The organism is Candidatus Thiosymbion oneisti, assembly GCF_900092655.1.
Lineage (GTDB): Bacteria > Pseudomonadota > Gammaproteobacteria > Chromatiales > Chromatiaceae > Thiosymbion > Thiosymbion oneisti.
Window position 1 is genome coordinate 24,072 of sequence record NZ_FLUY01000577.1, and the last position, 14,147, is coordinate 38,218.

General features: G+C 60.2%; 16 protein-coding genes and 1 tRNA gene. 14 read left to right on the forward strand and 3 right to left on the reverse strand.

Annotated features, from left to right (window positions below; translation table 11 throughout):
• The first annotated feature begins 2 nt into the window (after nt 1-2).
• The 8 genes from BQ17_RS06235 (at nt 3) to BQ17_RS06270 (ending at nt 7,138) form a co-directional block, all read left to right on the forward strand.
• On the forward strand, nt 3-974 hold the full coding sequence (locus BQ17_RS06235; RefSeq protein WP_218068133.1) for a TAXI family TRAP transporter solute-binding subunit: 972 nt from the start codon (nt 3-5) through the stop codon (nt 972-974).
• A 121-nt stretch (nt 975-1,095) separates the two neighbouring features.
• Complete coding sequence (locus tag BQ17_RS06240; protein ID WP_176722320.1) at nt 1,096-1,827, forward strand: OmpA family protein; 732 nt, start codon at nt 1,096-1,098, stop codon at nt 1,825-1,827.
• A gap of 107 nt (nt 1,828-1,934) precedes the next feature.
• The gene (locus BQ17_RS06245) at nt 1,935-3,674 is read left to right on the forward strand and encodes a ShlB/FhaC/HecB family hemolysin secretion/activation protein (RefSeq protein ID WP_089725303.1); all 1,740 of its coding nucleotides are present in this window, start codon (nt 1,935-1,937) and stop codon (nt 3,672-3,674) included.
• 348 nt (nt 3,675-4,022) lie between these two features.
• Nucleotides 4,023-4,301 (forward strand): segregation and condensation protein A, encoded by a 279-nt coding sequence (locus BQ17_RS06250; RefSeq protein WP_089725305.1) that lies wholly within the window; start codon nt 4,023-4,025, stop codon nt 4,299-4,301.
• A gap of 427 nt (nt 4,302-4,728) precedes the next feature.
• Nucleotides 4,729-6,021 carry an adenosylmethionine--8-amino-7-oxononanoate transaminase gene (gene bioA, locus BQ17_RS06255; protein WP_089725307.1) on the forward strand — a complete coding sequence of 431 codons (1,293 nt, stop codon included), beginning with the start codon at nt 4,729-4,731 and terminating at the stop codon, nt 6,019-6,021.
• Nucleotides 6,022-6,169: 148 nt separating this feature from the next.
• Nucleotides 6,170-6,598 carry a 50S ribosomal protein L13 gene (gene rplM, locus BQ17_RS06260; RefSeq protein ID WP_089725310.1) on the forward strand — a complete coding sequence of 143 codons (429 nt, stop codon included), beginning with the start codon at nt 6,170-6,172 and terminating at the stop codon, nt 6,596-6,598.
• A 25-nt stretch (nt 6,599-6,623) separates the two neighbouring features.
• A complete protein-coding gene (rpsI, locus tag BQ17_RS06265) occupies nt 6,624-7,013 on the forward strand; it encodes a 30S ribosomal protein S9 (protein WP_089725312.1) in 390 nt (129 codons plus the stop codon).
• A gap of 51 nt (nt 7,014-7,064) precedes the next feature.
• Nucleotides 7,065-7,138: transfer RNA gene (locus BQ17_RS06270), tRNA-Gln, on the forward strand.
• 324 nt (nt 7,139-7,462) lie between these two features.
• On the opposite strand, the gene infA is transcribed toward BQ17_RS06270, so the two are convergent.
• A complete protein-coding gene (infA, locus tag BQ17_RS06275; protein WP_089725331.1) occupies nt 7,463-7,681 on the reverse strand; it encodes a translation initiation factor IF-1 in 219 nt (72 codons plus the stop codon).
• A gap of 151 nt (nt 7,682-7,832) precedes the next feature.
• Here infA and BQ17_RS06280 point away from each other — a divergent pair, with 151 nt between their 5' ends.
• The 6 genes from BQ17_RS06280 (at nt 7,833) to BQ17_RS06305 (ending at nt 12,832) form a co-directional block, all read left to right on the forward strand.
• Nucleotides 7,833-8,021 carry a type II toxin-antitoxin system HicA family toxin gene (locus BQ17_RS06280; RefSeq protein WP_089725315.1) on the forward strand — a complete coding sequence of 63 codons (189 nt, stop codon included), beginning with the start codon at nt 7,833-7,835 and terminating at the stop codon, nt 8,019-8,021.
• A 147-nt stretch (nt 8,022-8,168) separates the two neighbouring features.
• Nucleotides 8,169-8,564, forward strand: coding sequence for a type II toxin-antitoxin system HicB family antitoxin (locus BQ17_RS06285; RefSeq protein WP_089725317.1), 396 nt, complete (start codon nt 8,169-8,171; stop codon nt 8,562-8,564).
• Nucleotides 8,565-8,613: 49 nt separating this feature from the next.
• Entirely contained in the window at nt 8,614-9,246 is a 633-nt protein-coding gene (gene cysC, locus BQ17_RS06290) for an adenylyl-sulfate kinase (RefSeq protein WP_089725319.1), read from the forward strand.
• 36 nt (nt 9,247-9,282) lie between these two features.
• Entirely contained in the window at nt 9,283-10,584 is a 1,302-nt protein-coding gene (locus tag BQ17_RS06295) for a YihY/virulence factor BrkB family protein (RefSeq protein ID WP_089725321.1), read from the forward strand.
• A gap of 53 nt (nt 10,585-10,637) precedes the next feature.
• Nucleotides 10,638-11,570: a lysophospholipid acyltransferase family protein gene (locus BQ17_RS06300; RefSeq protein ID WP_256091495.1), complete on the forward strand. Its 933-nt coding sequence runs from the start codon at nt 10,638-10,640 to the stop codon at nt 11,568-11,570.
• Between the two features lie 314 nt (nt 11,571-11,884).
• Nucleotides 11,885-12,832: a lysylphosphatidylglycerol synthase transmembrane domain-containing protein gene (locus BQ17_RS06305; RefSeq protein ID WP_089725325.1), complete on the forward strand. Its 948-nt coding sequence runs from the start codon at nt 11,885-11,887 to the stop codon at nt 12,830-12,832.
• A 300-nt stretch (nt 12,833-13,132) separates the two neighbouring features.
• Here BQ17_RS06305 and BQ17_RS06310 read toward each other — a convergent pair whose 3' ends face one another.
• Together BQ17_RS06310 and BQ17_RS06315 are read right to left on the reverse strand one after the other, a co-directional pair.
• On the reverse strand, nt 13,133-13,744 hold the full coding sequence (locus tag BQ17_RS06310) for a Tll0287-like domain-containing protein (RefSeq protein WP_256091496.1): 612 nt from the start codon (nt 13,742-13,744) through the stop codon (nt 13,133-13,135).
• Between the two features lie 68 nt (nt 13,745-13,812).
• A partial coding sequence (locus BQ17_RS06315; RefSeq protein WP_141699135.1) for a type I restriction-modification enzyme R subunit C-terminal domain-containing protein occupies nt 13,813-14,147 on the reverse strand: 335 nt, incomplete at its 5' end.

Below are 14,147 nucleotides of genomic sequence, written 5' to 3' on the forward strand. Positions count from 1 at the left end.
TCATGAAGCTGAGCTTGAGAATGATCCTTACCGCAAGTGCCGTCCTGCTGGCCTGCACGCTCGCCATCCCCTCCGTCGGCCTTGCCGCTGAACGCATCGTGTTCGGCGGCGGCCCCGCGGGCGGCACCTTCCAGATCGTCGCCAACTCCATTCAGACCTATGGGCCCGTCAAGGCAGCCAAGGACTATCGGGTCAAGGCCCAGTCCTCCGCCGGATCGGTCGAGAACCTGCGCAAGGTAAACGCCGGTAAGATGCAGTTCGGCGTCGTCTACTCCGGACACCTGTATCTCGGTCGCGAAGGCAAGTTGAAGAACGACGGGAGAAAATACGAAGACGTACTGGCAGTAGCTTATCTCTACGGGGCCCCCGCCCAGTTGGTCGTGCGCAAGGACTCCGGAATAACCCGCGTGCAGGACTTGAAAGGGAAAAAGGTCGGCGTGGGCAACGCAGGCTCGGGCGCCTTCGCCAACTGTGAGCTCTTCTTCGCCCACTTAGGTGTCTGGGACAAGATCGAGCGCAACGCCATGGGCTATAACGACGCCGCCAATGCCTTCGGGAACAAGCAGCTCGATGCCTTTTGGCTGTTTACCGCTTTTCCTTCCGGCGCCGTGATGATGGCCGCCCGGACCAACGCTATCGATCTCGTCGATCTCAACAAGGACGCGGCCGAGAGCGGCTTCTATGAGAAATATCCCTACTTTACCCAGGTCGAGATCCCGGCAGGAATCTACCAGGGCGTTGACGAAGGTGTTGCTTCCTTCCAGGACTCGGCTCTGTGGGTCGCCAATGCCGAAGTCTCGGATGAGATCGTTTACGATCTGCTGTCCAAGCTCTATACGGACGAAGGGCTCGCCTATATGGCCGGCCAGAAAAAGACCTTCAAAGAGATGGGCGTAAAAACCGGCATCAAGGGCATCGTTACCCCCCTGCATCCGGGTGCCGAGAAGTTCTGGAAGGAGAAAGGATTGCTCTGAAGATGCAGCGGACCATACTATACTCCTAGCCGAGATAGGATCGACACGGCGCCACCATACGCTGGGGCCGTAGATTTCCCTGATGAGGACTAACGGAACAAAACGGAGAGGTAATCAGTCCATGTGCAACATCAAACTCAAGGTCAGTCTGCTCTCCCTGCTCGTGGTAAGCCTGGCAGCGTTCGACGCGTGGGCGGAGGGGAGCTATCTCGACCGGAACGCCTCGCGTGCGCAGGTATTGAAGGCCCTGAAGAATACCCGTTCGATCAGCAAGGCGCCCACTCGGCGCGCGCATTCAAAATCTTCCCGCACCTCTTCGAGATCCTCCCGCACTGCTTCGAGGTCCTCCCGGGTCTCTGCCAGGTCTTCTCGCGTCTCTGCAAAGGGCTCGAAATCCAAGCGCGTACGACAGATAGTCCGGGAACCCCTGCCTACCTCCGAGGGCAACCCGAACGCCGGACCGGTCTCCTTTCGCCTCCAGTTCCGGATCAACTCGGCCCAACTGGATCCGAAGACGATCCCCTTCCTGGATACGATCGGGGAGCTGTTGCATCGCGAGGAGTTGAAGGGATATTCGTTCGTGGTCGAGGGACATACGGATGCCTCAGGGTCCGAAATATACAATCGTGACCTGTCGCAACGACGGGCCGAGGCGGTGCGCAACTACCTGGTGGAAAAGCACGGTGTCGATGGGGAACGTTTGACGATTCGCGGTTGGGGCGAATCCCGACTGATGAACGGAACCAACCCCTATGATGCCGTCAACCGCCGGGTGACCTTCTCGGCCCCGGAGGAAATCGAGGCGGAGCGTTCCGTCTCCAAGGCGATACCCGCCGCGCCTGAAGGCTCTTAAGAACAAACTGAAATGATGGACGGGTGGTGGGTCTTGGTTCTCACCACCCCTCTCTATACGTGGAATAATGACGGACGATTGTTCGGGCGAGTCGGGAGAGACGAGCTATGGAGTTTTTCAAAAGGGGGGGTCGGTACCTTGCCGTTTACGGACTGCTGACCCTAGGTTTGCTTGATACGGCCCTGGCTCAAACCCAGCCTGCGGCGCCGCGTCTTCCGCTCCGATCCGGTGAGCCCGATGTCCGGGTGCACACGCTGGAGGGGAATCGCCCGGTCCTACCCCGGAGCGGCCCGGCCGTCCCCCCGGGTCATGAGTCATTCGCGCCGAGCGGTGCGGAGCAGATCCGCTTCAAGCTCCACAACATCGATGTTAAGGGTGCTACCGTCTATTCCCCCGAGGAGCTGCAAACGGTCTTCAGCAGCCGTTACGGCACGGTCGTGTCGCTGGCTGAAATCTATGTCCTGGCCGGTGAGATCCAACGCCGTTATCGGGATGCCGGTTATTTTCTCTCGCAGGTCATCGTGCCTCCCCAGCGCATCGTCGGCGGGCGCATGTACGTGGAGGTACTGGAGGGATATATCGACAGCGTCGTGATCGAAGGCGCGGTCGGGCCCGTCGAGCGGTTGATCAAGGGCTACCTCGAGCATGTCACCATGGAGCGCCCGCTCAGGTTGAGCACCCTGGAGCGGGGTCTGCTGCTGGCCAACGACCTGCCGGGTATCGAGGCCAAAGGGGTGCTCCAGGCCTCCGAGGCCGCCGTCGGCGCCTCCCAGCTGGTGGTGATTGCCGGCCGCAAGCGGTTCGATGGCTTGGTGCTGCTCGACAACCTCGGCAGCACCTTCACCGGCCAGTGGGAGGTCGCGGTCCGCGCCGGCACCAACTCCTTCACCCGCTTTGGGGAGAATATCGGCATTACCGGTCTGGTCAGCGATCCGGACAAGGGTTTCGGGGGCAACCGCAAGAACCAGCGCGTCGGCATGCTCACCAGTTCGCTGCGGATCGGCGATCGCGGCACCTACCTGTCCGGCTTCCTGTCTTACGGCGATTCCAACCCCGGTGACTTTCTCTCCGAATTCGATTACGACTCCACCAAGCTCCTGGCCAACCTCAAGGTCGTCCACCCGATCATTCGCACCCGGTCACACAACCTCTTTGTCGAAGGCGGCTTCGACTTCATCGACAGCAAGACGGATATCTTCGGCAACCTATCCTTCATCGAAGACCATCTGCGGGTACTCAGCCTGGCGGTGGCCTATGATTTTCGGGATCCCTGGGGTGGCTCGACCTACTTGAACCTGGGTGTGCGCCAAGGACTCTCGGGATTCGGATCCACCGACGCCGGGGATCCCATGGCATCCCGATTCGATGCCGACGGTAAGTTCACCAGTATGCAATTGACCGCATCGCGGTTGCAGACCCTCACCGACACCCTCGCCCTCTATGCCCTGGTCAAGGCCCAGTATGCGTTTGATCCGGTCCTCGCCGACGAAGAGTTCAACCTGGGCAGCATCGATTTCGGCCGTGGCTATGACCCCAAGGAGCTGAGTGGTGACGACGGCATCGGCACCACCCTCGAGCTCCAGTACACCAGGTCCTCACCCTGGTCATTCCTGGAGCGGTACCAGCTCTTCGGCTTTTATGATTTCGGCGCGGTGCGGCAAAAGTCCAACCATTTGCTCCCGTCCAGCGAAAGCTCACTGGCCTCGTCCGGCGTCGGGCTCCGCACTTGGCTCACCCGAGGTCTATCCCTTGAGCTGCAAGTCGCCAAACCTTTGACACGCCGGAGCCAGCGGGCCGATGACAGCAAAGACCCCGAATTTTTACTGCGGGCGATTGCACGCTTTTAGGTATTGTTGACATTTAGGTAGTGGTTAAGGTCTAAATGGAAGCATAGCCACTAGCAGTGTGTTGGGCACGCCACGCGCCACCCCCTCTCCCTCCGGGAGAGGGTTGGGGAGAGGGGATCAAAAAAATAGAGCGTGGTTAATGAATCCTTCTACGCTGACCACTTAAAAATTTGCCACTACCGAAAACTGGTCCCGACGCAGGAGGGATTTTTTCCCCCAAACCGCGCCAAATAATTCAGGATTGCTGGAGAGAAACATGATCAGGCGCCTTGAGAAGTGATCGGTCGAGGTGCCGCGACGAATCGAAAACCAGTAACCAAGGCCAATCTTGGCCCGCAGAGACAAGCCATGTCAGAACTTACGAAAGAACAACAGATCCTCATCGCCATGCGCAAGACCTTGGCCGCGGTCATCAAGGACGTCACACCACCGCCGGGGATGAAACATCCCCTCTCCGAGCAGACCATCACCGACGTTCGCCAATGCCTGGGGCTGATCTCCGTTCGGGAGAAGGAGCTCGCCGCTGCCCAGGGCCGCACCGGCGAGCGGCCCTATTACGCCGATGAACCCCAGTCCGCGCAGGTGGTGCCCATCGCCGGATTGGGCAAAGGCAAGCAGCAAGATTAGGGGCTGTTGGCATTTATCCGAGCGAGGCGGGTAGGTCGGGTTAGTCACAGGGACGTGGTGTAACCCGACGGAGCGGTGGCTGCTCACGCCCTGGGCAGGATCTATCCGATGCGCCGGATCGAAATCGAAATCGGGATCGCAATCGCAATCGCAATCGCAATCCCGACTTCGATCCCGATCCCGATTTCGACTGGCCAAACCCTCCAACAGTTGGTTGGGCACAAGCTATCAGGTTAAATGTCAACAGCACCTAAATAGAACCACGAATGAACACGAATGGACACGAATCCTCATTCGTGTGAATTCGTGTCCATTCGTGGTTCGTGTTCCCTACACCCGCAGGTATGTTAAATGTCAACAGGCCCTAATCGAGAGATCTCCGATAACTAGCTCTACCGCGACGGGTGACCGTGATAAGGCCGTTGAAATGACGAAGGTTACCGATCTGATCGCTATCGATGAGGCCCACGCCTGGCACCCCTATACCTCGACCATCGGCCGCGACCCGGTCTATCCTGTGGCTTCGGCCCATGGGTGTCTGATCGAGCTCGCCGACGGGCGTACCCTCATCGACGGTATGTCGTCCTGGTGGTGTGCCATTCACGGCTACAACCATCCGGTCCTGAACCAGGCGGCCAAGGATCAGCTCGCGCGCATGTCCCACGTCATGTTCGGCGGGCTCACTCACGAGCCGGCGGTCCGGCTCGTGGAACGTCTGGTGGGGCTGACGCCCGAGCCGCTCCGGCATGTCTTCCTCTGTGATTCGGGCTCCGTGTCCGTCGAAGTGGCCATCAAGATGGCTATCCAGTACTGGTACGCCAAGGGTAGACCCGAGAAGCACCGACTGTTGACCGTTCGTTCCGGCTACCACGGCGATACCTTTGCCGCCATGTCCGTGTGCGATCCGGTCACCGGCATGCACCGCCTGTTCTCCGGTCTACTGCCGCAACAGCTCTTCGCGCCCGCGCCCGCCTGCGGATTCGACGCAACCTGCCGGGATCAGGACATCGCGGAGCTGAACACACTGCTGGCCGAGCATCATCGGGAGCTGGCCGCCGTCATTCTGGAGCCGATCGTCCAGGGTGCGGGGGGGATGCGTTTCTACTCGCCGCACTACCTGGAGCGGGTGCGCGAGCGCTGCGACCGCTACCAAGTCCTCCTCATCGCGGACGAGATCGCCACCGGCTTTGGACGCACCGGACGGCTCTTCGCCTGCGAGCACGCAAGTGTAGCGCCGGACCTCATGACCGTCGGCAAGGCACTCACCGGCGGCTATTTGACCCTGGCGGCGACCCTGGCCAGCGCGGAGGTGGCCCATACCATTTCCTCCGGCGATCCGGGGGTATTCATGCATGGCCCGACCTTCATGGGCAATCCCTTGGCCTGCGCCCTGGCTAATGCCAACATCGACCTCTTGTTGGCGTCTGACTGGCGGGCCAATATTCGCCGCATCGAACAGATCCTTCGGGACGGGCTCGCCCCCTGTGCACGGCTGCCGGGTATAGTAGAGGTACGGGTGCTGGGTGCGATCGGTGTGGTGGAGCTGGAACATCCCGTGCGAATGCGCGAGATCCAGCGCCGCTTCGTCGACCGTGGCGTTTGGGTGCGGCCCTTCGGCAGGTTGGTCTACCTGATGCCGCCCTACATCATTACCGACGCGCAGCTCGCTGTGCTGTGCCGGGCCATGGTCGAGGTGCTCTCCGAATTCGGCGCGGCCTGAGAAGGTGTCTGTCCGGCGTTATTCGGCGCGAATCGGGAAGGCGTCGTGTTGCCGGATATGACGTGGTTCTTGCCATACTTTCATCAACCAGGATACCATTCGTCGCTTTGACGATTTGAGCCGAATAAAGAGGCCCGGAGCAGCGGACATGAGGACTGAGAGTACCAAGCCTGCACAGGTCCGCCATGAGTGGTACCTGGTTGATGCGCAAGGCAAGACGCTTGGCAGGCTCGCTTCGGAGCTGGCACGGCGCCTGCGCGGCAAGCACAAGGTAGAGTACACTCCCCATGTGGACACAGGTGACTATATCGTGGTCGTCAATGCCGAAAGGGTGCGGGTGACCGGCAATAAGCTCCGGAACAAGCTGTATCATCACCACACGGGTTATATTGGGAGTCTCAAGTCCATCAGCTTGGGGAAACTGCTCGCTAAGGCGCCGGAGCGGGTGATCGTCCATGCCGTCAAAGGGATGCTGCCACGTAATCCGCTCGGTCGCGCCATGCTCAAAAAGCTGCGGGTATACGCCGGTCCGCAACATCGCCATCAGGCCCAACAACCCCAACCACTCGACATCTGAGTCTTGAGTACAGGAAGCCACATCCATGTCGGATTTCAACTACGCAACCGGGCGTCGCAAGAGTTCCGCGGCCCGCGTCTTCCTGACCACGGGTTCAGGCAACATCACCGTCAATGGTCGGCCCCTGGATCGGTTCTTCGGTCGAGAGACCGCGCGCATGATCGTCCGTCAACCCCTGGAAACCGTCGCGATGCTGGATCGCGTCGACTTGCGGGTTACCGTTACCGGCGGCGGTACTTCCGGGCAAGCAGGTGCGATACGCCATGGTATCGCCCGCGCCCTGGTCGATTATGACGAGGGGCTGCGCCAGCCGCTGCGCCAGGCCGGTTTTCTGACCCGTGATGCCCGCGCGGTCGAGCGCAAGAAGGTGGGGCTGCACAAGGCACGCAAACGACCGCAGTACTCGAAGCGCTAAATAGAGAAAGGGCACAGGGAAAGGGCCTGGAACCGAGGGATCGGGTTCGATTGGGGGATCGTCTAGCGGCAGGACTACGGACTCTGACTCCGTCAACCTAGGTTCGAATCCTAGTCCCCCAGCCAAGATGCTTAAGAAGCTGTGTGGTTAAAAGCAATCCTGAATGATTCGGCATTGTCGGAGGGTTCGACGTGTTGCGTTCGACGCGCTAAGGCTCGCTGATCGTCTGCTTAGGTCTGTGCCAGCGTCTTAACGCAACCTACACCCACATGATCCCCCGCGCGGCCTGTGGGCGTGGATCCGCCGACGCTCCAGCGTCGACTAAGCGCCTCTATCCGCACAGAGGAGCTGAGTCCGCTGGAGCGGACAAGACGGCGTTCCCACGCTGGAGCGTAGGAACGAGCGTGAAATTTACGGTTTTCGATATGATTTTACCGGCAGGCCAGCTGTCAGCGGGCACGGTAGGTGATGCGCCCCTTGGACAGGTCGTAAGGGGTGAGCTCGACCGTCACCTTGTCCCCGGTTAGGATGCGGATATAGTGTTTTCGCATCTTACCCGAGATATGGGCGGTGACTAGGTGTCCGTTTTCAAGCTCCACGCGAAACATGGTATTAGGCAAGGTATCAATCACCGTACCTTCCATCTGGATTACGTCTTCTTTGGCCATCGATTGCTTGAACTCAAGTGCAGGGATTGGGTTGCCATACGAAATTACCCAAGTATAGCACAGGTCTTGGGGCTCCCCGACCAGGGCAAAATCCTGTCGGACGACTGAGCCGCAAAGGCCCGCAGGATGCACAGGAATCGTAGCCACGCCCATGAAAAGTGCCGAGGTCATCAAACGGCTGGAAGCGGAAGGTTGGATGTTTGCGGGCGGCAAAGGCGACCATCGAAAATACAAGCATCCCGGAAAAATAGGTCATGTGGTTGTACCCCATCCCCGCAAGGATCTTCCGATCGGCACCTTGCGTAACATCTATCGACAGGCCGGTTGGGCATGGAAATAATCTTTATGAGACTGCTAGAACCTTATACCTCGTAAATCAGTTAGTTATGAGTAAGTCTCGGCTTGTTTCCGGATAACGGTTTGCCATCTTCGACAATAATGATTTTAAAATCAATATGTTAGTTATTAGAAGTCTCTAAGGTAGATCATGCTGTACGCAGTCTATGTTCATCCTGGTGATGAGACCCACGCTCACGGGGTCACCTTGCCGGATTTTCCCGGATGCTTTTCAGCCGCGGATCGCTGGGAGGACATCCCCGCAAAGATTCAGGAGGCGGTAGAGCTGTACTTCGAGGGTGAGTCTTCGGAGGTCCCGGTTCCTACCCCGTTGGACCGACTTCGTGATGACCCGCAGTACACCGACGGAGAATGGATACTTCTCGATATCGACCTCACGCGTCTCCGACCAAGGACCAGGCGCATCAACGTCACTTTGCCGGAGCCCCTGCTGGAAAGGATCGATGCCTATGCACAAGCGCATCAGATGAGCCGATCCGGTTTCATCTCGCAAGCGGCCACCAAAGCAATGGAAGAAAAGTGTTAAGGATAAGAGAACACCGATAGCAATTCCTCACCACCCCTTCGGAGGTCCCGTGCGTAACAACGTCGTTTGGCACCATCACCCTGTCGATCAATCCGTGCGGGCAGGGCAGAAGGATCAGCGTCCGGTCGTCATCTGGTTCACGGGCCTGAGTGCCTCGGGTAAGTCAACCCTGGCGGGCGCCTTGGAAGGGATCCTCACGGCTCAGGGTTACCATACCTATCTGCTCGACGGGGACAATGTCCGCCATGGTCTGTGCAAAGACTTGGGCTTCAGCGATGCCGACCGCACGGAGAACATCCGCCGGGTCGGCGAAGTGGCCAAATTGATGGCCGACGCGGGCCTGATCGTGATGGCCGCCTTTATCTCCCCGTTCCGGGCGGACCGCCAGATCGTGCGCAAAATCCTCCCCCCGGGGCAGTTTGTCGAGGTCTTCATGGACGCCTCCCTGGAGGTGTGCAAGGAACGCGATCCCAAGGGGCTCTACATCAAGGCGGAGCGGGGTGAGATCAAGCAGTTCACGGGTATCGACAGCCCCTACGAGGTACCCCTGGAGCCCGAGGTCCACGTCGACGCGGATCGACTCAGCGTGCCCGAAGGGATAAACCTGCTGCTCGACTACCTACACGAGCAGGAAATCCTCCGGGGGGGATACCAACGGGTCGAGGAAAGTATCGTCGCCTGATGGAGGGGTGCTGTGCGGCTTGGGAGTCTACGCGGGATGAGCCTGATCAAGCACTGGTGGCAGGCCTTCGGGACTGCAGGGAGGGAACCGGGTCGGCTGGCCCGGGCAGGGATCTTTTCGATCCGTCTGCTCGCGGGCATTCCGGGAAAGTTCCGGGACGGGAAGCTGCACCTGCAATCGACCAGCCTTGCCTATACGACTCTGCTGTCCCTGGTCCCCCTCCTGGCCGTTACCTTTTCCGTGCTCAAAGGCTTCGGGGTCCAGAATCAGCTCGAACCGATGCTCATGCAATCGTTGGAGCCCTTGGGCGAGAAGGGCGCCGAGATCGGCCGGCACATCCTGACCTATGTGGGCAATCTCAACTTTGCTGTCCTGGGCTTTTTTGGCATTGCCCTGTTGTTCTGGACCGTCGTCTCGTTGCTTACCAGGGTGGAGGAGGCCTTCAACACCATTTGGCACGTACCCGGCATTCGCAGTTGGCCCCGCCGTTTCAGCGACTATCTGAGCGTGGCCCTGGTAGGGCCCGTGTTTATCTTCGCCGCACTTGGTGTTACCGCCATCGTATTCCGCAGCGAGAACATCCACCGGGTCGTCGGCATCGAGCCCCTCGACCAGCTCATCGTCGGGCTGGGCCGATTGGCTCCCTACCTGCTGGTGTGCCTGGCGTTCGCCTTCCTGTACGCCTTCCTCACCAATTGCCGGGTCCGCCTGCTACCCGCCCTGGCGGGTGGTCTCTTCGCCAGCGTAGCCTGGCATAGCGTTGCCTATCTGTTTGCCCGGTTGGTTGCCGGCTCCTCGAAATATTCGGCCGTCTACTCCGGTATGGCCGCGGCCGTACTCTTCATTATCTGGCTCAATGTCGGCTGGCTGATCGTCCTGGTCGGAGCGCACATCGCCCGCTACACCCAGCACCCTCACCTGTTGCGGCGCCACTTGGATGGTCCACAGGTCGGGCAGGTCCATGATCAAGCGCTCGCCCTGGATGTCATGGCCGCGATCGGTCGCACCCATTACTTCGATGAGTCCAAATGGACGCTCGAAGCCCTGACCGCGGCTGGCTGCTACGGCGCGCCGGATCAGGTCGAGCAGCTCCTCCAATCACTGCGGGCGGGGGGGCTCATCGTGGCGACCAACGACGAGCCCGAGACCTATCTCCCGGCCCGTGCGATCGAGACCATCGGCCTGCGGGAGATCCTGGATGTAGCCCACGCGCGCGGCGACAAGTCGGCATGCCAGACGGCGGTGCAAGCGGTCATCGCCGACCTCGAGCAGGCCGTTGCCGGGAGCCTGGAGGGGAAGACCTTGAAAGACCTGGTGGTGGCTGCGGTAGCGCCTTGAGACCAATCCAGTGCGGCTTACCAGCCTTCGCGCCCTCTATTCAACCCCTTACTTTGGACCGACGCCTCCTCTCCCCCCGTCATTGGCCGAGCTGGCTCCTGGTGGGGGGGTTCTGTCTCAGCGGGTTCCTGCCGTTTCCCCTGCTCTGGGCTCTGGGCATGGGAATCGGGTATGTGGGTTATTTCCTTGCGGGTGCCCGTCGGCGCGTGGCCTTGCGCAACCTCGCGCTCTGTTTTCCGGACCTGACAGACCGGGCGCGCAGAGGGCTTGCGGTCTGGCACTTCGGCTACCTGGGGGTCGCCGTCTGCACCCAGGGATTGGTGTGGGTAAGCTCCCGGCGCAGGTTGGAGCGCATCGTCAAGCTCCGGCACCGGGAACGGGTCGATGAGCCGCTCCGCAACCGGCGTAACCTCATCGTCATGGTGCCCCACTTCGTGGGATTGGAGCTGGGCGGTGCCGCCTTCACCGCCTTGGTTCACCCCGGATTGTACATGTACCAAAAGATCCGTAACCCCGTCATCGACCATCAGATGCACCGTAGCCGCTCGCGTTTCGGCGCGGTCTCGATAGAGCGCAGCGACGACCTGCGGCGGATGGTGCGGGAGATCCACAAAGGCACCCCCTTGTTCTATCTGCCCGATCAGGACCCGGGCCGCCGCGGCATCTTTGTACCCTTTTGCGGCACACCTACCGCTACGGTTCCCATGCTGAGCCGGTTCGCACGCCTCAGCAAGGCCCAGGTGATCCCGGTCCACACCCGCTATCTGCCCTGGGGACGCGGCCTGGAGCTGATCTTCGACCCGCCATTGGATCCCTTTCCCACGGCCGATCAGGCGGCGGACACGGCCCTGATGAACCGGACCATCGAGGCCCGCATCCGCACCACGCCGGAGCAATATTTCTGGGTGCACCGCAGATTCAAGACCCGCCCGCCGGGAGAGCCGCCGATCTATCCGTCGCGACGGCGCGCAGGACGCAAAATATAGGATGTGGTGAGCCGCCGGGCGCGGGACGCGCCCGGCGGCGAACCGCATCAATGGTGTGGTAAGCGCCTGTCTGCGTGCAGGGACGCCCAGGCAGGCAGCGAACCGCATCGCCGGAACTGGCCCTGACTCCGGCGTCACGCAATAAGGGACAGGATTGAACATGGAAAAAACGATCAGGTTGTTTCAATCCATCCGCAGATTACGCAGATGAAGAATGAAACAATCTGTGAAAATCTGCGTAATCTGCGGATATAAAATTGAGCATAGGAAAAATCCCATGGCTTCAATGTCTTATACCCAGGTATAGTCGCTGCATGAGACTGCGGGCACTCCGGGATTCCGGACCCTGGATCGGACGGGCCCGGGACTGGGGTCTGGGCGGTATCCTGCTGGTCGTGGTGGTCGCCGGCGTGGCGCTGACGCTGGGTTGGGGACCCATACTGGCCCCCTGGCGGGCGTTGACCCCGGCCGAGCTGTTGCCCCCCATGGCGCTTACGGCCCTGAGCTATTGCCTGCGTGGGGTCCGGATCCATGATTACTTTCGTCCCCGGCTTCGGGGACGCTTCCCTGCCGTACTGAGGCTCTCAGTCCTGCACACCACGGCCAACAACCTGCTGCCGATGCGGGCGGGAGAGCTGGTCTTCCCATGGCTCATGAGGCGTTATTTCGGTCACGGGTTCCTCAGCACCACCGCGTCCCTGATCTGGATTCGGCTGCTGGATCTGCATTTTCTAGGGCTGATGGGCATCCTCATCCTTTGGCTTCGCCATCCGACCTGGCTCTGGTCCCTGGTTGCGCTGCCGTGGCTGCTGCTGTTACCGATCATGGGCCGGCTGGGCCACCGCCAGCCGAACGGGCAGGGCCGGCTCGGAAAGGCGTTCCGCCTGCTGATCGACGCCGCCCCGGCCTCCACCTCAAGGGCGCTGCGTATCTACCTGTGGACGGCGCTTATCTGGATCAGCAAGCTCCTCGCCTTCGCGCTCGTGCTGCGGTATTTCCTGGCGGCGGAACCTTGGGAGGTCCTGCTCGGGGTCATGGGGGCGGAGCTGTCCAGCGTCCTGCCCTTCCATGGGATCGCCGGCAGCGGCAGCTACGAGCTGGCGGTGATGACGGCCCTGTTGCCGTTGGGCATCGATGCAGCCACGGCCCTGACGGGGGCGATAAATCTGCACCTGTTCCTGCTGGGGGTAACCCTGCTGCTCGGTGCGCTCGCATTCCTGCTGCCCGTGCGCAGGGACAAGCAAGTAACCAATGTATTGTAGAGTGGGTCTTCGGGCATCGTAACGCAATACGCCATTATTCAGGATTGCTCATTCGATCCCGGCGCTGTTCGGCGTTATTTGGCGTTGCCTGAAGAGGCATCTTTTTAATCCGCAGATTACACGGATTTTCACAGATTGTTTCGTTCTTAATCTGCGGAAATCGGCGTAATCTGCGGATCAAATAAGGAATGTAAACCGCATCTTTGGATGGCCCCGCGCCCAACATACGGTGTTCAGCCTACCCGGTGTTCAGCCCCCCTACGAAATAGGCCTCCTGGTACAAGGCTATCCACCCGCCACTCAGAGGGGCTTGGACAAGGTGAAGGCCCCCCGGATGTCTCCGAGGGAAAAGCCCTTTGCCTGGTCTTGCGGATAGGCCCTGTCAAGGGCCGTGTCGACAGCGGGGGCGAGGGCTTTACCGTGGCAGGCGAGGCAGAGCCCGCCGGTGGGGATCGCCTGCATGTATCTGAATCGCTTTTCCCCATTCACTTGGGTTACCTCGGCGACGGCCATGGTCTTGACGTCCTCGCCGCCCGCCTTGCGTTCTTCGAACTTGAGCAGGACCTGCTGCTCCCAGGCATCCGGCGCGTTCGCCGCGGGGTTGCGCAACTTCAGGCTGGTACGCCCTACATCCCAACCGGTCCGGGCGGAATAATCCGCGGCGATGGCCGGTGCCCTCTCCTTACAGACCCGGATGGCGTTTGTCGGACCGCCGGCGTTCAATGCGGCCTGAAGCTCGGCCTGCAAGCTGGAGGAGAAGGCCTTGATGATGCCCTTTGCCTCCTCCAGGTTCGCGTCCCCCCCGGTCTCGGCGAAACCGGAGGACATCAGGGTGATACCGGAGGTGATTGCGATCAGAACGCGTGTTCTCTTCTTTTTCAGCGTGTTGAGCATATCTTGACCTTCGATCATTAGCATACTGTTTTGATAGCGTACCCTCACGACCAGAGGATAGTGATTACCCTACCACGGATCGGAAATCAACCTTGATAAAGAAGCGCTTGCAACCGCTCTACTGCCTGTTTCATCCGCGGTGCACCACCGAACAGCTCGGCAATTTCCATGACGTTACCCTGCTCGGAGATGGGCGGCACTTGCAGGGCCTCCGATATGCTGAGCTGGCCGGGGCCGAAATCGGCATATTTGTCGAGCAGCACGATGAGGATGGCCCGCGCTCGTGGCCCGTACTGATTTACGGAGCCGAGCATCAAGATTCGCAGCCCCGACCAACGGGCAAACCCAGGGCGAGCGCGTATAAATCCTCCCGAAAACATGATCTTGTAGGTTGGGCAAGGGCCGTAAAGATGTGGTGAGC